An 18,498-nucleotide genomic window follows, 5' to 3' on the forward strand; every position below is an offset into this window, starting at 1 on the left:
TGTACATTGGATTCAACGAATTGAGAAACTTAAAAGATACTACGTAAAATTCAACATCACTTACCTGTTTCTTTATCTGCTTTCCTCCTGTCAAATGTAGCAACTTACCTTTGGAAATGGACAGGAGGCATTGGCTTTATATGACAAGGCTGACCTTATTTTAATGGATATCCAAATGCCTGAAATGAATGGTTACGAAGCAAAAAGAATTATCCGGCAATTGGAGACTGACCGCCGTGTACCAATAATTGCATTAACTGCAGGCAATGTAAAGGGCGAAAAAGAAAAGTTCCTGGAAGCGGGAATGGACGGTTTCGTGGCAAAGCCGTTTGTAGAGGATATGATCATCAGGTTATTTAAGGACTGGCTGGATCCGGCTTTATAGAACAGGGATTCCATGGCACAAGAGAATGGACAACTTAAGCAGAATCACTTTGATCTGTCGGTACTCCAAAGCCACATAGGTACCGACTTATAATGAGCGGCGCATGACCATCCACCAAATCCAGCACATGCAAAATCACCGGAAGCTGGCTGCTGCTCAGTTCATGCCGTATCTGCACATTAAAGAGACTCCTTTGCCTCCCCGCCCCGATAGAAACCAATGCATCAACCATACGTTCTTCTATAAGCACTTCAGTTTTAAGCACCTCATAATCGAGCCCAGTCAATTCGCTTAGCCTTTTAAGTCCTGCATATAGTATTCATTGTTCACTCATATCAACATGTTCATGATTCATGAACAATCAACAATAATGAACAATTTCATCATTTCAAAGCGAAAAATGAACTTTTTCATAAAAGTAAAATATTCATTAAACCTGAACAAAATGGACGGCTGAATTTTCAAGGGACTGCGTGCATAGTGTTGGCAGGTCAATCGTTGATTTTCCCTTAGAGACGGTTTTGCAAAAAAATGCCTTCCAGAATATGATTTACAGCTAATAACCCCCTTTTTATATGGTTAAGCGATATTTTCCAGATACCGTAAAACCTCTTCTTTCTTCCTGCTTGAAACCAGGATGTTTTCCTTGTTTTCCATTTGCAAATAACCTTCCCGATAGTATTTCTTAACGTATTTAAAATTCACCAAATAGGATTGATGACACCTTAAGAAGCCAAAAGGCGTAAGTAAACTTTCGTATTCCTTCAGGCCTTTTGATACCACAATTTCACGGCCGTCATTCAAAAAGAAGCTGGTATAACCCTTATCGCTTTTGCAAAACATGATGTCCTCGATCGCTACCACTTCGATATATTCTACACTTTTTAAGGCAATGCGCTTGCTTGCCCCTACTCCTTGCGTCAAATAATGGTCTTTCGCAATGGCCAGTTGTTGTTGCCCGAAACTTTCATGCTCCCGGTGGTGGTAACATTTATTTAAAGTGGTGGTTAGTAATACTTCATCAATCGGTTTGAGCAGATAACCAAAAGCGCCCAAATTTAGGGCTTGAATAGCATATTGATCGTAAGCGGTGAGAAAAACTACCTGAAAATCGGTCATTCCAATAGTATGAAAAAGATTAAAACTGTCGCCATCTTTTAAGCGGATATCAGCCAAAATAATATCTGGCTTCAATGCAGGAATTTCCTTTTCGCCCACTGCTATTTCAGCAGCAAAGCCAACAACTTCCAAGTAATCTATTCTTTTAACAATTTGCAAAATATGTTGCAAAATGCGGATTTCATCTTCCAAAATATAAAGTTTCATATTAATTTTTCTTAATCTTTAATAACTGGTATGGTGATTTCCACGCTAACCCCTCTGCAGCCCAGTGCTTTTTTGTCTTTTACCTCAAATGCTGCATGTTGATTATTTGATTTAAACAGTAATTCAAACCGCTCTTTTATAATAATTTGGGCCAAAGATTGTTTTTTGGGCTTATCTGCCGGATTTTGTACCAGCCCACTACCGTTATCATCTACCTCAATCCACAACAAATCATCCTTTAATTTGAAAGAAATCAGGAGCAAACCTTTATAGGCAATATTTCGGAAACCATGCTCAATTGCATTCTCAACGAAGGGCTGGATCAGCATGGGCGGAATAAGTATTTCATTTACATCGAGTTGCTGATCTACATCAATTTGATAATCGAAAACCCCTGCATAGCGCATTTGCTGTAGTTGAATGTAATTATTCAACGAAGTTACCTCTTCGGCTATTTCAATAAAATCTTTCCTGTTTTGTTCTAAAATACCACGTAGCAAACCAGAGAACGATTTAAGATAGCGTGTAGATTCATTAATATGCCCTGAAGCTACAATACTTTGCAAATTAGCAATAGCATTAAAAATAAAGTGCGGGTTTAACTGGGCTTGAAGCATTTTTTGCTCCATGTTAAGGCGTTGATTTTCTGACTTCAATAAATTGTTTTTCGATTTCAATCGCTGCTGGCGGTACATGATGAAAAAGAAAGAAATTAAACCTAAAAAAATAAGTAAAAGTAAAAACATCGATGAACGTTGCTGCTTAATAATCGTTTCATTCAGTTTATTCCTACCTTTTAATTCCGCAATATTCCGATCTTTTTTTTCTGTTTCGTACTGCTCATGCATTTCTGCAACCTTAACCGATTCGATTGCTTCATTATTTTTAAGTTCAATTCTGTGCGAAGCCTCTGCAGCTTCCAACGCCTTGGCATATTCACCCTTTAGTTTATACGCATCAATTAGCCCGTTGTAATAAACGTTTTTTTGCTTTCCAGATAAATCATTTTTTTCGAATGCAATGCCTTCTTTGTAATATTTAATGGCAGAATCGGGTTGACTATTCCTGATAAAACTAGTGGCCAAATTGTTAAAAGCAATATCGTTGAGGTTATCAGTTCTCTTCAGATAGTTGAAATATCGTTTGCTGGAAACCACAGCTTTTGCAGACAGGCCTTGCTGACTATAAATCTGCGCCTGGTTATCGTAAGTGCGGGCCAATGCTAAGCTATCGCCAATTTGCTTCGCCAATATTCGAGCCTGGTTGTTGTAAAACTCCATTTTTTTGAGGTTTTTCAATCCAGAAGCCAACAGAAAAGAGATGTCAAAATAGCGCTGCTTCACTGCTGGATGAGATTTGAATGGATGGTGATTAAAGTAAATGGATGCATATTCCAATGATTTTTTCTCGTTCTGATTTTGGAAATAAGCTTGTGCCAGCAAATCGTAAAAACGATAAGTTAATCGGCTATTCGCACCCTCTGCCAATTTGATAGCAGTAAATATTTTGCCCGTTAATGCCGATTCAACCGTGGAGCCATTACCCATGTTTAGTGCCAGAATTCCATAGGTTTTCAAAAGCGCTATTTCATCATTTGGTTTGGTAGATTTTATTTTTTGATATTCACTTAATGCACTATCACGTTTTTTCTCAAAACCATATTTTCGAGCTTTAAAAAAATGGTAGTATGGATTACCGTCTTTATCTATGGCAACACTGAGCAGACTATCTTCCTTTAAAATCATTTTTTTGACCCTAAAAGCCGGAAGGGTGTCAAGAGCAATGATGAACGATAAATAATTTTTTTCACCAATAACAATTTGATTGGCCTTTTGCTGGCCGTTGCTTTTACCTTCCTTATTTCTGCAAGAGGAAATAGACAGGAAGCTCAAGATAGCGCAAAGGGCTAATGCAGTTCTTGCAGTGATATTCATTAATGCGGAGATTGACTTCTTAAAATCTGTAAATATGCTCTAAATATATCAATACAAATTTCCCTAAAAGAATCAGTTGAACATTCGCAGTTTTTCATTCCATATCCGTATTACTTCAATACTTATTTGATTTTTCGGAAACCTTATTCAAATCGATCAGCAAAAATACGGAGAAACCAAACGAATATCAGTTGGGCATCGGCAGATGTAGGTTAGCCTTTTTTTTGAAACTCATTTCTCTACATATTTAAATCGGAAATAAGAAACCATCCTCTGATTTCTAATCACTATTAACCATTTATTTAAACAAAAAAGATTATGAAAAAATTATTCTTTGCATTGATTTGCACCGCGATTTGCTTTAGCGCATCAGCTAACGATTTAACTCCAAAAAGGGAATCACCAACGGAGGCAAAAGTAGAAACATTGAAAAAATCGGGTGAGGTAAAAACGATTATTGTGGAACAGGCTGGTAAGGAGGTCTCAAATTTATTTCGTAGGCAAATGAATTTTACATTTACCGATGCCTGTGGAACACAAACTACAATATATGTTTCAGGTGCAAGTAGTGCATCTAATCATTCACTGTGGCAGTTCGCATGGGATCACTTTAAAGACAATCTTATAACTGGTTGTTTCTGGGTAGGATAATAATAGAAATATAAAGAAAAAGTTATGAGAAAAATATTTTTCGCAGTTATATGCGCACTAATAGGATTTAGTGCATCTGCTAACGATTTAAAATTGAAGGTTTCTCCAGTAGCCAAGTTATTTAAAAATGTTGCAATTGAAAAAAACGTCTATTTAGATGTGAGCAACAAACAAAGTAGCTTGTTACGCAGGGCAAAAACCTTTCAGTTTACCGATGCATGTGGCACGAAATGGAATATACATGTATCTGGCGCTAACCATGTTGATGATATGACGTTAATGCAATCTGCTGTAAATTATTTTGACAACGGTATTGCTGATGGTTGGTTTGGTGACGGTTGTTTTCACCCCTATTAATATAACATAATTAAACAAGAGGATGGTTTCTTTTAACTCCAATATGATGAACAGCTATTTAAAATTTATAATACCCACAATCTTTTTAGGCGCTTTATTTTCGTTCAAATACAAAGACACCAGGCAAAAAGATTTACCTACTGCAATTGCTTACTATCATTTTTACCACATTAAAGACAGTACCCAAACGGGTAGATTATATAGTGAAGATTTTATCCTTGCTTTTAATACCAAAAAAAGTGTTTACAGTAGTCAAACCCGGGTAAAGCAAGATTCTACCGTTCAGGCTATTTTAGCTGCAGCAGAAGCCAAAAATAGCGATGTAGTTGATATGGGAACCTATTTACCGGTTACCGAAGATGATATTTACATCGACAATGGCAAGATTTCAATTGTAAAAAATACCCCCCAACAACGTTATTTAATTACCGAAGTTTCTGGTAAAATCGATTGGAAGATTGATAAGGAAACCAAAGATCTGTTGGGTTATACTTGCCAAAAGGCCACTGGTATTTGCAAAGGCAGAAAATATACAGCCTGGTTTACAACAGATATCCCGGCAAGCTTTGGCCCATGGAAACTACAGGGTTTACCTGGTTTAATATTGGAAGCCTATGATGACCGTCATTTCATAAAATTTACCTGTACAAAGTTGGTCACTCAAGGCAATCTGCAAACTGTTAAGTCAATTAATATTCCATCCGATGCAATTTCAACAACCAACAAAGAGTATGAGCAAATGAAGAAAGCACAAGCTGATGGCTTCAACATGTTCGGCAACGATAGCGGAATTACCGTTGATAAGATCACCTCAAACGGCGGAAATACTAACGCTGGCCCAAAGAAAAAATTCACCATTAACTATCCCTTGGAATTAACCGATTAAGCGCAAAAATTTGTTAAAGAAAGGCTTCCTTTTATGTTTAACACTATTATTTTGTGCGACGTTTTTATCCGCACAAAATACCGTATCTATAAGTGGTTCGGTAAAAGATAGTATCGGCAATCCGGTTGCTTCGGCATCAATAGCTATCGTAAACCAAGCTGGGGCAGGCGTTACCTTTGGTACAACAAATGATAAGGGTTTGTTTAAATGTGATTTCCAAATCGGTTATGAAAGCTACTCTATAAAAGTAACTGCAATGGGTTTCCAGCAGTTTTACCAGGCCATTGAACAAAAAAACAACGAGCTGTTAAACGTAGTGCTTAAGCAAAAAAGTTATAAGCTTACGGAGGTTACCATCAAATCAAACACTAAAATCAGCTTATCAAGCGATACCTTGAAATACAGCGTTAAAGGTTTTCAGGAATCAAACGATCGGGTGATTGGTGATGTGATCAACCGCTTACCAGGCATTAAAATCGATGAAAATGGGGCTATAAGTTATAACGGTAAGCGCATTACCAATGTTTATATTGATGGTGATAATTTATTAGATGGCCGCTACAAGATGGCTACCAACAATGTTCCTGTGGGTGCTGTAGAGCAGGTGCAGGTGATAGAATGCGATCAACCCGTAAAAGCGCTGAATGGTTTTGTAAGCAGCAATAATGTTTCGCTCAACATCAAACTTACCGATAGTGCCAGAACGATGATGGTGAATTCGGCTTATCTGGGTGCAGGAAATAAGGCCCATGTGGCCGAGCTTAATAACCTAATCTTCAATAAAAAGATCAAAGCCATCAACACCTTTAAAACCAACAACATTGGCGAAAATCTCGAAGCCGAACAGGCGGTTTTAGGACAGTCTTTTAACAATGAAGTGGCATTAAAACTACCTAAAACCTTCCTATCAATGGAAAGTGAAACCTTGCCAAACATGAAAGAAAAGTATTATTTATTAAATAATGACTATGCTGGCAGCCTAAATGCTTTGATAAAAATGAAAGCCGATTGGGGCTTGCGCCTAAATTTATCTACCCTTCAGTTGAAACGAAAATTTCAATATAATAACACCATAAATTATTTTTTAGGCACTACCGATACCATCCGGTTTAATGCAGATCAAGACAACGTTTATAAATTAAATCAATGGCACGCCGAAGCGCAATTTGAAAAAAACAGCAAATCCATTTATTTAAAATCAATCACTAAATTGGAAATTCCAAAATGGAAAAGGAATGGCAGTACATTACAAAATGAACAAGGTTTCGGGCAGAGCCAACCTACAAAACAGTTATCCATTAGTAATGAAACCAATTTGGTAAAGGCTTTAGGCGTGAATAACATTTTGCAATACAATGGTTTGGTACAATATTATAGAGTAGATGAAAACCTGGAAATTGCGCCAGGCATTCAGCAAAATATTGTCAATGGTGGCGCCGGCTACTTAGCGTTAAACCAGCGAGCCAGTACTAAAAACATATTCATCAATCAATCTGCCACTTTTAAAACCAAGTTTAATTGCTTTGTTTTATCCGCAGCCGCCGGCGCTTCCTTCGAACACAATCAATTAAACAGCCATCTATATAAAACCGATAGCACTAATAATACCTCATCAGTTGGGAACCAATTTAAAAACGATATCGGGTTTAGTAATTTAGGCTTATACGGAAGAATTTCGGCACTTTATCTTTTGAAAAAGAGTTCGATTAATTTGGAGGCAAGTCCAACGCTCAATAACATCAGTTATTCCGATTCGGAGAGAAGCACTGCTAAAAAGAACACGTATTTTGTGTTCAATCCGATGATAGAATTTAGAAAAACCCTGGGAAAGTACAGTGAACTGAATACAAGATTTGCCCAACAAACGCAATTTGGACAAGTTAACGATATTTACGGTGGCACTATCTTAGTTAACTACCGGCAATTTAATTTTAACGACACACCTTTGCCGAAAACAGATCTGACTAACATTAATTTAAGGTATTCTTACCGAAAACCACTAAAAATGCTTTTTTACAACCTAATGCTTGGCTTCGACAGAACTAATCAAAACTTTATCAATTCTTATACTTTGGATAGCGGACTGACAAAATCAGTGGCTATCGATTTCAGGAACACTATAGATCAATATTCATTAAATGGCAACATATCTAAATACATTTTTTCACTCGAAATAAATATTGCTGCGCATGGAAGCTTAGGCATGCAAAAAGGAAACAATTTTTATAACGGTGAGATTACGCCCTTTAAAACCTACCAGCTGAACACTGGATTAAGCTTAAGAAAAAAGCTATTTGCGAAAGTTACACTATCGGTAGCCGGAGACTTAAGCAGATCATTAAATAAACAAGAAAGTTTAGGTGGACCGATTGAAAATGAATCGGCAAACGAAAGAATAAAGGGCGAATGGTTACACAACTTGAGTTCAGGGTTTTCTTATGTCCTAACCTATAATTTCGTTTCTTACCGTCAGTTTTCGCATGAACCTATCCGTAATCAGTTTTTAGATTTCAACTTAAAATATGCACCCACCAACTGGAAAAGCTTCTTCGAATTTCAATGCGTCAATTTGATTAATCAGCGAGCCTACCAGCAAATTAGTTCGTCTGCGAACCAATTATCAACTTACCAAATGCCATTGCGATCAAGAACCTTTCTAATCAAGTATTCATTTACTTTTTAAGCAAAAATTTTCAAATAATCGTACAGAACGTGTAAATAATAATGTAGGGCTATCAAATAGCTGCTAGATAACAACTATTCGTATTTTAGAGCGCAATTAAGAAGAACTCTTACTTCCATTCCTATACAATTAAAGTCTCCTCATTCAATCAAAGGATGCATCATACAAATTAGGGTTCAAATACCCTCAGTCTTTCAGTAGGCTTTTTAAAACCAAAACTAAAGTATCTCCTGCACATTTTAGAACAACATTCAATTGACTTTCGAAAACACTAGGTACCAGTATTGAGAAGCGGCAAATAACTTAGTAACTCCACATAAATCTATCCTAAAAACAATCCATTAATACTCTTCTTATTTTGATCAAAAAACGAAGGTATCCACCCCCTACTGTATATCTTTCTTTCAGCTGTAAGTTTATATGCACCAATTACGGCAAAGAGAAAAAATGTCCCACAAAGCGATTATTTGCTGGTTCAGACCTTAATAGTATTTTAAGGGGCCTTATCCAAAAGATTGGAAAAAGCTGGAACTGACATATTCAGAACAAGTGAAAACACAAAACCAGGAAAACCAACACCAATGCCAAACCAGAACAATATTTAAAGAACTTTAAATGTTGGAATAGAAGCAACAGAAAATGACAGAAAAACAAAAGAAACTTTATAAAGCAATTGACGAAATTCTTTGGAAAGACTGGGACCCAATTGGTGTAAATGACATTGAAGATATTAGAGACGAATATCAAGACTATACACGTCATATATTCAGACTAACAATTGACGGAGCGGACAAAGTCAAAATTGCTGAACATCTTTTTAAAATTGAAACTGTAAATATGGGAATGGATGGAAATAAAATTCATTGCGAAAAAATTGCTGAAAAAATATTAAGCCAAATCGATTAAAAAAAAGGAACGGCTATGAAGGGTTTCGTGATATTGGGACTAAACTACGAAATTCGATGGCAATTCTTCGATTGAGCTTTTATATAAAATAAAGATTTGTGCTTCGATTTTGCAAGCCGTTTCGGAGTCTGGATGTTATTTCTTTACCGGCTCTGACGAAACAACAAAGGCTGAGTTCAATGTAGCGTTTTCAACAATTTAATCGTATAAATAGCGGCCGGGAGGATGTTCTCAAGGATACTTTCTTCATGTGCGACAAATAAGTTTTAAAAAAATTAATTATTTCATAGTAGTGACAGACACCAAATGCCTGATTAGCGGAAGTTAACTTAAAATGTTAAATACTATTATCTAAGCTCAATATAATATGCAAGCAAAAACAATATTGACAGTTTTATTAATAAGTGTTGGAATAGCCGTCCAATCATGTAAACGAAATAACCCAGTTGTTCCAAAAAGCGAGCAAACCGTTCCGAAAATTGAAGATATTTTGAACGGAAATGATCAAAATCTGATCAGCCTACTAAATAAGGTACGGGGAAGCGTTGGAAGACGTGGCCCCGGATCAAAAACAATTTGGAGTAGAAAAAACGATTATGGTTTGGGACTTTATATAAGCGCCAACCATGTTTATAACATATCCGGATGGAATTCCCGAAACGCCCAATTCTTTGACTTATCGTCCGAAAACACGGGCATTTTTGAAACATCGCAAATTCCTCCGACTAATGGAGGTATCGATTTAGGAAATACATTGGTGGCAGATTTCCCTCTCATTCATTTTGATATTTCTTCCGGTGCCACTAATACGACCCTACTGCCGGGAGAAGATTTTTATCTAGGAATAATTGATAATCAACGAACTCCGCAAGGCCCTTTTCCCAAATACCCTGAACTTGTTAAAACGTCTGAACCATTGCAGCTATACGATCCCGAGCATAGGACAAAAGCAACACAAACATGGAATACCGCTGTAGCAGGCGAAAAAGTCATTGCGGTTGGTTATCCTCAGGATAATATCAACTACCCGAACGGAGCAGTAGCTTATGGAAAGGTATTATCCAATAAAGAAGCAGCGGAAGCAATCCAAAAATTGAAGATTGCAGGCGATGCCGAAGGAGATATCCCGTATAATGCGAGTGCCGAATTCTTTACAGAAGCGCAAGCGATCGCTGGAATGAGCGGCGGGGGCATATTTAATTCCTCGGGACAATTATTGGGAATTATGGTGAGAGCAAGCGATAAGGAAGGTGCTCCTAAAATCATAAGATCAGTAAAAATATCCTATATTAAACCTGTCTTAACAGAATTTTATAATGGTTTATCCGAAGTAGACAAGATCAAAGTAAGCCCATTTATAAGGGGCGAATTATGATAAATCGGCAGATTTAAGCAAGGTTGCTGCAACCTCCTAAATACAGGGTATTTCAGATGTCTGCCAAAATTGACATCTTTGAATACAAAGGAAAAACCTATACTAATGAGATTACCACTTTTTATCCTATTTCTTTTAGGCTATAGTTTAACAGCAACAGCCCAGCTTACAGTTAAGCTATATGAGGATAAATCGTATATCAACAAGTTAGAACAACAATATGCTAAATCCGGATATGATAGTATAAAAGCATCTAGCCTTTGTAGTATACAAAAGCACCTTTCTAATGTTGAAAGCCATAGGTAAATTCGATAGGTTTTGTAGTACCAAATGTATACTCTGTGAACAAGTTAACAACGGCAGTAAAAATGCGATACTGGCAAATATTTTAAACTTCATCCTATTTAGCAGGATAATTCCAAAATTATAATTTCTGTTGTTCTGAATCAATTAAGTTGCGTATCTTCTCGTCTTTGAAGTTCTTTAAAAATATCTTAATCAGTCTATTGGTCGGGCTCGATGGATATTTTGCCATAAATCTGTTGAACTCGTCTATATTTTCGGTGTTTATAAATGCTTTTTCAGAACCTTGAAATTCTATTGTTGACGTATTATCTAAGCCGAATAGATAGTCACTCTGATAAGATTGGTATTGGTCCCGTATTTTATTCCTGAGTTTAGATCTCGGATATTTTGATAATAATTTCTCCCAGACAATTATTCTTTCCCCAATCCTTTCAAAGGATATGAGTAAGGCCGCGTCGGCAACATAGGAAACTTTATTTTCCTCACTTCTGACTGCTATATATTCTTTATAATCATCAGAAACATAGTTTCTGAAAATGTTATTATAAAAATCATTTTTAGTCTTTATTTCAACTATGCCTTCGCCAATTTCGTCGTAGTCCAGATCATATTTTTTTAAAAGCGCTCCTAGTTTTTTCACCCTGAGTTGGATTTGGTCATCCTCCTCATAAAATTTGTCTAGTAATCGGATTTCAGAGACTATAATTTTTCCAACGAGGATCTTGTTTGCTTTTAGATAAGCATCATAAATTTCATCAGCTTCGGTTTTTGAGGCGGTTGAAAGCTTTTCCTCGACTTCCTTCTTCAGGCCACCGACCATAGACAGAAGCTGCTCAGTTGTCATTTTACGATTTAATGAAGTAATCGTTGTATCACCGACTGATTTGCTCGTGTCAGGATTTGCAAAGGCATTTTTTATACTGTCTGTTTTCAATTTGGTATTATTCGCTCTCCTTGTATTATCCCGGCAAGAGACGGTGATAAGGGCAACTAATAGACAACAATAAAATACAGGTTTCATTGGAAATATTTTAATATTTAGATCTTAGGATTTAGCTAAAATACAGAACTTAGTGGTAAACTATGCTATTAGAATTGAATTATAGCCTCACTATACAGCGAAGCCTGATGTTCACCGAAACTTGCATTTGTTAAAGTCTGGTGTAGAGCTGTTATTCAATATTTAGCTATTTTTTTTTGGAATGTTTTGCTATTTACATTTTTGTAAAAAGTTAGACTATGATTCTTATTGGAAAAATTTTAAGTTACTCTACCCAAACTTATCAAATTATAAGGAAAAAGTTCTTGAGTTTAATTTCTCTGTCTTTCTTTTCTTAAGGACAACTTACCATTTCAATAATAAAGTTCGGTTCCTCTTTTAAAATATCTTCGACATCCTGGCCTTAGATAATAAACAGTCAATGAGCGAATAGTCACTTAAAACATTATTCTTTGCTAGTAGATATCATATATTGACGAGAGTAATTGACTATGAATATTATAACATTACCTTTACAAAAAACTTAAGAAATACTTAAGAACGTGGTTTAACTAAAATATAAAATATTGATAACCAGTTATTTAAATTCATAAACAAGAAGACTCATAATCTTTTGGTCCCTGGTTCGAGCCCAAGTGGGCCAACAAACCCTTCAGTAATACTGAAGGGTTTGTTGGTGTGCGAAAAGTTTCTCTGTAAATAATTTTTAGGCTAATGCTAACCTACTGGTTGGTGTCTCACCAACCAACCTAAGTTTAGTCTCTTCAATCTGTTGATATCAATTGAAATTATTGGCATGAGTTTTTCAGTTGGTGAGACACCAACCGATAGATGGGTTTTTCACATGCGGCACGTGTGCGCTAGCGATGGGTAATGCCGATTTTGGTAGGCCTCAAATAAAGATTATCACTATGCTTTTTTTGGCGGAAACTCAATTCCTGCATCTTGAATTAGATCATAACCGTATTTCATAATTGTTTCAATGATAGGGATAGCCTTCATTCCTTTTTTTGTTAGGCTATATTCAACTTTCGGCGGTATTACCGGGAATATTTCCCTATTAATTAATCCTTTGCTTTCTAACTCCCTTAGTTGGCTTGTCAGCATTTTGTCGGTTATGTGAGGTATATCCTTTTTAAGTTCATTAAAGCGCTGCGCTTTTTCTTGTAAACGCCATAGAATGGGCATCTTCCAAGTTCCACCGAGATGACTAAGAGCAAATTCTATTGGTGTATAATATAGTCGTTTGTCGTGAAAAAATTCAGGCATCGTTAGGGTTTTTGATTTAGACTATCCAAAAGGTAAGTATAGAACATAATGGTAAGTATATGACTGGATAATAGTTCGTTTTGCAAATTTGCAAAAAAAACAACAAATGAATTCTAAAAAAAATCTTTATGTACTTGCTTTGGGTGTGTTCGGTATTACTACAACTGAATTTGGGGTTATCGGGGTATTGCCAGATCTAGCAAAAGCTTTTCATGTATCAATTGAAAAGGCAGGTTGGCTACTAAGTGCATTTGCACTTATAGTTGCAGTTTTTGGGCCGTTGATGGTATCCATTTCATCATCCATTAACAGGAAAAAGCTATTGTTATTTTCATTGTTACTTTTTTTTATATGCAATGTTCTTTCTGGTTTGGCCAACAATTTTTATCAATTATTGGTTGTAAGAATGCTTCCTGCATTTTTCCATCCTGTATACTGGTCTATTGCATTATCAATTGCGGAAAAGAATTCAGATTCGGAAGACAAATCAAAGGCTGTTGGTATAATATTCTCAGGACTTACTATAGCAACAGTTTTAGGCGTGCCTATAGCCACATTTATATCCGGCCTAATTAATTGGCAATGGTCGTTTTTTATTACTGGCTTCATTAATGTGATCGCTCTTATTGGTTTGCAAATATTTCTTCCCACTACAGACGATAAAATCCCATCAGTACGCTATTTAAAAAAGAAAGTCTTAAACAATAGACTTTTGTGGGTGAACATTCTTTTGGCTTTTTTTATCATAACGGCAATGTATTCAACCTATGGATATATGGCTGACTTTTTAAAATCAGTAGCCTTGATGGATAATGATAAAACAAGTTTAATGTTTTTTCTTTTTGGACTTGTTGGCGTTATTGGTAATAATTTAGCAAGTAACCTGATGGGCAAATATCCATACGGAACAACACTGTCGTTTATCATTCTGTTAGGAAGTATTCATGTATTACTAAATATTTTTGGCGGTGCGTTTATTCCAGTAATATTACTTATTTCCTTTTGGGGATTGGTTCACTCTGGAGGATTCCTGATCAGCAATATAAACATCACTTCTTCGACATCAGATTCTCCCGAATTTATAAATAGCATCTTCACTTCCTGTGGAAATTTTGCCGTTACAGCGGGAACTCTTCTAGGCGGACAAGTTATTGCATCCTACGGTATCCAAAATGTAGTGTGGGCAAGCGTGGGGTGCCTGATAATTTCTTTTGTCATTCTAATAATAAAAAAGATACTATTTAAGTAGCACACCAACCTTATCAAATCATACTGATAGTATTTTGAAACAACACAGCCAATCATTAAGCATAAATAGAGCAAGCAATAAGTGTTGAATGCTATGCTATATTTTTTGCCAAATCCTCAATTAAATGCAAATCAGATAGGAAATGGTTCGAGAAATACGCAGTTGGGTCCACAAACCCTTCAGTAATGCTAATCTGTTCATACCAATTGAATTATACCACACTACTGTTAATTTCAAGCTTATACCCTTTCCCCCGTATTACAACAATTTTGATATTTTGATCAACTTCCAGTTTTTTTCTAAGTTTTGATATGAACATATCCAAGCTACGGCCTACAATCACACCTTCATCTTCCCAGATCTCTTTTTGCAGTCGGCTTCTTTCTATGGTCTCATTTGGAGACAATGCGAAAATGAGCAGTACACGAGCTTCCGTTCCGGTCAAATCTATTATTTTTTCATTTATGATGAGCTTCCGATTCTTCGCATCAAATAACACTTGGCCTAAAGTGAACATATTAGAATATTGCACATCAGGTAAAACCCTTCGCGGCTTAACAGATCTCATAAAAATAAAACCAACAAGCGCCAGGAATGGCAGACTGCCGAGAAGATATTCATTCTTTGCCATATTGATTCCAGTCGGTTTGAATTTAATGTTAATCATGTAACAACCTCTGGGTTGCACTCTTCCTGCACAAGCTATAATATCATCTTTTTTATTTTTAGATATGGCGTATCCATAGGCTACACTTGAGTTGCCGCAGTTCAGCACGTTAACTACATAGTCGCTTGCGAGCGGGTCTCTGGCCAACAAACGCCTGGTAGTATTCACCAAAGAGTCCGATCGAAAAGTAAGTTCATGCTCAAAACTGATTTGGTATTCATTTTCTGCAAGCTTTTTTACCGGGAGCACTCTCGATATACTGTCTCCCGATTGAAGAAGTAATTCATGTCCGATTCTACGAATCAAAATTTCCCTTCTCTCAAAGTCGAAGTTATCGCTGCCAGTCATACTGAAAGCCGCACAGATTACAGAGATCAAAGAGATTAATACCAATCCGAACAAGTATTTGCGCTTCCTGGAGAGAGAGTTAAGGCTAAGATGCATATGGTCAAGTTTTTATTTACAAAGTTTACATTTTTATTTACAATCCTGATTCTTCTGACGGAAATATATCAAAGTAATTTCGGTGAATCAATTAAATAGATAAGAAACCATCAGGAGCATACAATAATAAATATTGCTCTCGATCGCTTCATCACCATTAAAAAAAATTATATACAGATGAAAAACAAAAGAAACATTTTTTACAGCCTGCTGATCATAATGGCAAGTTTAATTTATTATCCTGTAGAAGCTCAGCAAAAAGATGCTAGGCAAAATGTGGTTAAAACCAAGGACATAACCACTGCTCACGGACCTAACAGCATTGTTCGTACCATTAAGCAAGACAGGCATGGAAATATTTGGCTTGCTTCTGGTGAAGGTATTATTCGATACGATGGAAAGTCTTTCACCAATATTACCATTAAAGTGAATTCGGCCCGGTTTTTTTCCATTTTAGAAGATAGAAAAGGAAATTTTTGGTTTGCTTCTATTGGTTCAGGAGTTTACTACTACAATGGGAAATCGTTTCGGAATTTCACAACCAAAGATGGCCTTGCAAATGATCGGGTGACTAATATTTATGAAGATAAGTCTGGTCATATTTGGTTTGGCACTGAAGGTGGAGCAAGCCGTTATGATGGGAAATCCTTTCAAAATTTTAAAATGAACGAAGCCCGTCCCGTTACTGAGACTGATTCTGTCTATACAGGACCTGAACCTGTTCATACTGAAGCTGACTCTGTCCATATTTCATTTTATCAACATCCGCTTCCAAAAAATCATTGGATGCATAATGATGTTAATGCGATCATTGAAGACAAAACTGGAAAACTTTGGTTTGGAACAAGGGGTTATGCCACCGTTTATGATGGAAAAACATTTACCACAATCACCAATAATAACTGCAAACCTTTTACAAATGTTCGGTCGATTATTAAAGATAAAAAAGGCAATATCTGGCTTGGTGGCGCTGATGGACTTTGGCGCTATGACGGCAAAATATTTACCAATTTTACTCAAAAGTTTGTGGATTACATCTACGAAGACAAAAATGGCAATATCTGGACGAGTTCAGAAAGTGCTAAAGGTCAAAATTGGGTACTTTCACGTTATGATGAAAAGTCCTTATTAGATAATAAGCCCATTGTAACTGAAATAAAGGTAAATGATAATATGCTCTGTGGGATTTTAGAAGCTAACGACGGAAGTATTTGGTTTGGTGGTTTGAAAGGAGTATATCGTTATGATACCCACCTGCAGAATGGAGAGGAAAAAACCATCACAGATTTTAAAAAGTAATGAAGGGCAATCTTAAAGCGATTGCTACTCTACTCTTTTTTAGGAGAGATTCTAGCTGGGCGGGGAAACCCCTATCCGCCTATCGGCACCTTTCCACTGGAAGGGAAAGGGCAATGAAAAAATATTTTTCGAAGCGATCGCAATTCCCATCTTTCAGAGGGGGCGCCAGCTTTGCAGGATAGGTCACTTTTCTGACCAAAACGATTTATTGGGCATTAATTCAATAATCTTTACTTAATTACTATTTCACGTATCAAATTAATTGCTCTACCCCACTTTTTGTAAATTTCTATAGGTTTGGAGTATGCTGGAATATCATATTCCCAAGGAATTAACGTCTCAATATCATTCCTTTTCGAAAGCTCTGGAATCCATTTTCTGATAAAATCTTGCGCCTTATATTTATTAGATTGATGAACAGGGTTTGTATACCAAATCTCAAATGCCTGCATATGCCAGTTCATCCAATTTGAGCTGACATCGTAATCAATTAATTTAGCTTCAAAATAAGACGCACCCCATGTCCAATCTACTTTTAAATCATGTACCAGATAACTTGCACAGTTTACCCGGCCACGATTACTCATGTATCCTGTTTGGTTCAATTGCCGCATGTGCGCATCGATTAAAGGAATACCTGTAGTCCCCAGACACCATTTCTCAAACTTCACCGGATCATTGTCCCAATCTACTTTCTTATTTTTATAGCCATTTGTTTTAAAGATCGCATCTCCAAAACGCATACCCTTAAATGTAAAGTAATCCCTCCATACCAGTTCAAAAATCAACCACCATGTACTTTGATTTTTTTTAATTTTTGCTTCATAACTTTTTACTTTTTCATAGATCTCCCTTGCCGAAATACAGCCCAACGCCAGATATGGCGAGAATTTTGAACTATAGTCTAACCCGTCTGATTTATTTCTGCTCCATCTATAACCCGTTAAAAGCTCAGATTTGAAGGTATAATATTCCAATCTTTCCAAGGCCGCGGTTTCTCCCCCTTCAATAAATGGTTTCGCTTTCTCATATTCATTTTTCGCAAACCCATAAACACTGTAAGACGGAAATTTTTTAGTTTTAATGTTTTTAATGGCATTTAGTTTAGCTGGCCGGCTAAAAGTTTTTCGAGGCTCGGCATGAGTTGCAACAGGAATTCTATAGGCTTTGCTCGTTAGCGGGATCTTTGCAATCTTAAAAGGAATATCATCTTCATGATAAAGTGTTTTGCCCCAGAAAAAATGAAACTTCGTATCTGAAAGTGTATTAATAACCTGATCAACTAAATTAATTTCATAATTGGCATATTCTTTTTCCGCATAAATATCGGTTATACCATATTTCTCAACCAGTGCAGGCAAGGTTTCTAGTGCCGAAACTTCGCCGATAATTAAATGCCCACCAATCATTTCCAGGTTAGTTCTCAAATCAAGAACAGACTGCTGCATAAACCTGAATCTGATCACATCTGCTCTTCGAAATCCAAGCTCCAGTTTCTCAAAATCTTTCTTGTTAATACAATAGCAAAAAATTAGCTCACTACACTCTTCTTGCGCCCTGTATAATGCCTCATTATCATGCAGTCTCAAATCATTCTTAAACCAAACTAAACCACGTTTCGCCATTTATCAAAATTCTTAAAGCCATTTATAATGGTAAAATTGTCTCAGTATAAATAGTAACCATCGCAGCAAATAGTAATCTATTATGGTCTGTCGCAAGAATACCAAGTGTTTCAAAGTAACACCACTTATGCAAAAA

Annotated in this window: 14 protein-coding genes and 1 pseudogene; 9 read left to right on the top strand and 6 right to left on the bottom strand. The window is 36.4% G+C overall.

Going from position 1 to position 18,498, the window contains the following annotated elements; genetic code table 11:
* Positions 1-121: 121 nt before the first annotated feature.
* Positions 122-385 (top strand): annotated as a pseudogene (locus EV200_RS11925) (response regulator); the annotation flags it as partial.
* A 579-nt stretch (positions 386-964) separates the two neighbouring features.
* Here the strand turns inward: EV200_RS11925 and EV200_RS11930 are convergent.
* Positions 965-1,711 carry a LytR/AlgR family response regulator transcription factor gene (locus EV200_RS11930; RefSeq protein WP_132532864.1) on the bottom strand — a complete coding sequence of 249 codons (747 nt, stop codon included), beginning with the start codon at positions 1,709-1,711 and terminating at the stop codon, positions 965-967.
* An 11-nt stretch (positions 1,712-1,722) separates the two neighbouring features.
* The gene (locus EV200_RS11935; protein WP_132532865.1) at positions 1,723-3,645 is read right to left on the bottom strand and encodes a tetratricopeptide repeat-containing sensor histidine kinase; all 1,923 of its coding nucleotides are present in this window, start codon (positions 3,643-3,645) and stop codon (positions 1,723-1,725) included.
* 318 nt (positions 3,646-3,963) lie between these two features.
* Here EV200_RS11935 and EV200_RS11940 point away from each other — a divergent pair, with 318 nt between their 5' ends.
* The 6 genes from EV200_RS11940 to EV200_RS11965 all read left to right on the top strand — a co-directional run bounded on the left by EV200_RS11940 (position 3,964) and on the right by EV200_RS11965 (position 10,503).
* A complete protein-coding gene (locus tag EV200_RS11940) occupies positions 3,964-4,296 on the top strand; it encodes a hypothetical protein (RefSeq protein WP_132532867.1) in 333 nt (110 codons plus the stop codon).
* A 24-nt stretch (positions 4,297-4,320) separates the two neighbouring features.
* Entirely contained in the window at positions 4,321-4,653 is a 333-nt protein-coding gene (locus EV200_RS11945) for a hypothetical protein (RefSeq protein ID WP_132532869.1), read from the top strand.
* Positions 4,654-4,696: 43 nt separating this feature from the next.
* Positions 4,697-5,539, top strand: a complete 843-nt coding sequence (locus tag EV200_RS11950; RefSeq protein WP_165877920.1) for a GLPGLI family protein — start codon at positions 4,697-4,699, stop codon at positions 5,537-5,539.
* 10 nt (positions 5,540-5,549) lie between these two features.
* Entirely contained in the window at positions 5,550-8,222 is a 2,673-nt protein-coding gene (locus tag EV200_RS11955) for a carboxypeptidase-like regulatory domain-containing protein (protein ID WP_165877921.1), read from the top strand.
* 639 nt (positions 8,223-8,861) lie between these two features.
* Positions 8,862-9,128: a hypothetical protein gene (locus EV200_RS11960; RefSeq protein WP_132532875.1), complete on the top strand. Its 267-nt coding sequence runs from the start codon at positions 8,862-8,864 to the stop codon at positions 9,126-9,128.
* A gap of 367 nt (positions 9,129-9,495) precedes the next feature.
* Entirely contained in the window at positions 9,496-10,503 is a 1,008-nt protein-coding gene (locus EV200_RS11965; RefSeq protein WP_132532877.1) for a S1 family peptidase, read from the top strand.
* Positions 10,504-10,927: 424 nt separating this feature from the next.
* Here the strand turns inward: EV200_RS11965 and EV200_RS11970 are convergent, their stop codons facing one another.
* Positions 10,928-11,830: a hypothetical protein gene (locus tag EV200_RS11970; RefSeq protein WP_132532879.1), complete on the bottom strand. Its 903-nt coding sequence runs from the start codon at positions 11,828-11,830 to the stop codon at positions 10,928-10,930.
* 888 nt (positions 11,831-12,718) lie between these two features.
* The gene (locus EV200_RS11975) at positions 12,719-13,078 is read right to left on the bottom strand and encodes a winged helix-turn-helix transcriptional regulator (RefSeq protein ID WP_132532881.1); all 360 of its coding nucleotides are present in this window, start codon (positions 13,076-13,078) and stop codon (positions 12,719-12,721) included.
* Between the two features lie 106 nt (positions 13,079-13,184).
* On the opposite strand from EV200_RS11975, the gene EV200_RS11980 reads away from it, so the two are divergent.
* Positions 13,185-14,327, top strand: a complete 1,143-nt coding sequence (locus tag EV200_RS11980; protein WP_132532883.1) for an MFS transporter — start codon at positions 13,185-13,187, stop codon at positions 14,325-14,327.
* A 211-nt stretch (positions 14,328-14,538) separates the two neighbouring features.
* Here the strand turns inward: EV200_RS11980 and EV200_RS11985 are convergent, their stop codons facing one another.
* Positions 14,539-15,438 carry a winged helix-turn-helix domain-containing protein gene (locus tag EV200_RS11985; protein WP_132532885.1) on the bottom strand — a complete coding sequence of 300 codons (900 nt, stop codon included), beginning with the start codon at positions 15,436-15,438 and terminating at the stop codon, positions 14,539-14,541.
* A gap of 177 nt (positions 15,439-15,615) precedes the next feature.
* Here EV200_RS11985 and EV200_RS11990 point away from each other — a divergent pair, with 177 nt between their 5' ends.
* Positions 15,616-16,737: a ligand-binding sensor domain-containing protein gene (locus EV200_RS11990; protein ID WP_132532887.1), complete on the top strand. Its 1,122-nt coding sequence runs from the start codon at positions 15,616-15,618 to the stop codon at positions 16,735-16,737.
* A gap of 230 nt (positions 16,738-16,967) precedes the next feature.
* Here EV200_RS11990 and EV200_RS11995 read toward each other — a convergent pair whose 3' ends face one another.
* Positions 16,968-18,362 carry a DASH family cryptochrome gene (locus EV200_RS11995; RefSeq protein WP_132532889.1) on the bottom strand — a complete coding sequence of 465 codons (1,395 nt, stop codon included), beginning with the start codon at positions 18,360-18,362 and terminating at the stop codon, positions 16,968-16,970.
* Between the last annotated feature and the right edge of the window lie 136 nt (positions 18,363-18,498).

The sequence above is a fragment of the Pedobacter psychrotolerans genome (assembly GCF_004340665.1).
Lineage (GTDB): Bacteria > Bacteroidota > Bacteroidia > Sphingobacteriales > Sphingobacteriaceae > Pedobacter > Pedobacter psychrotolerans.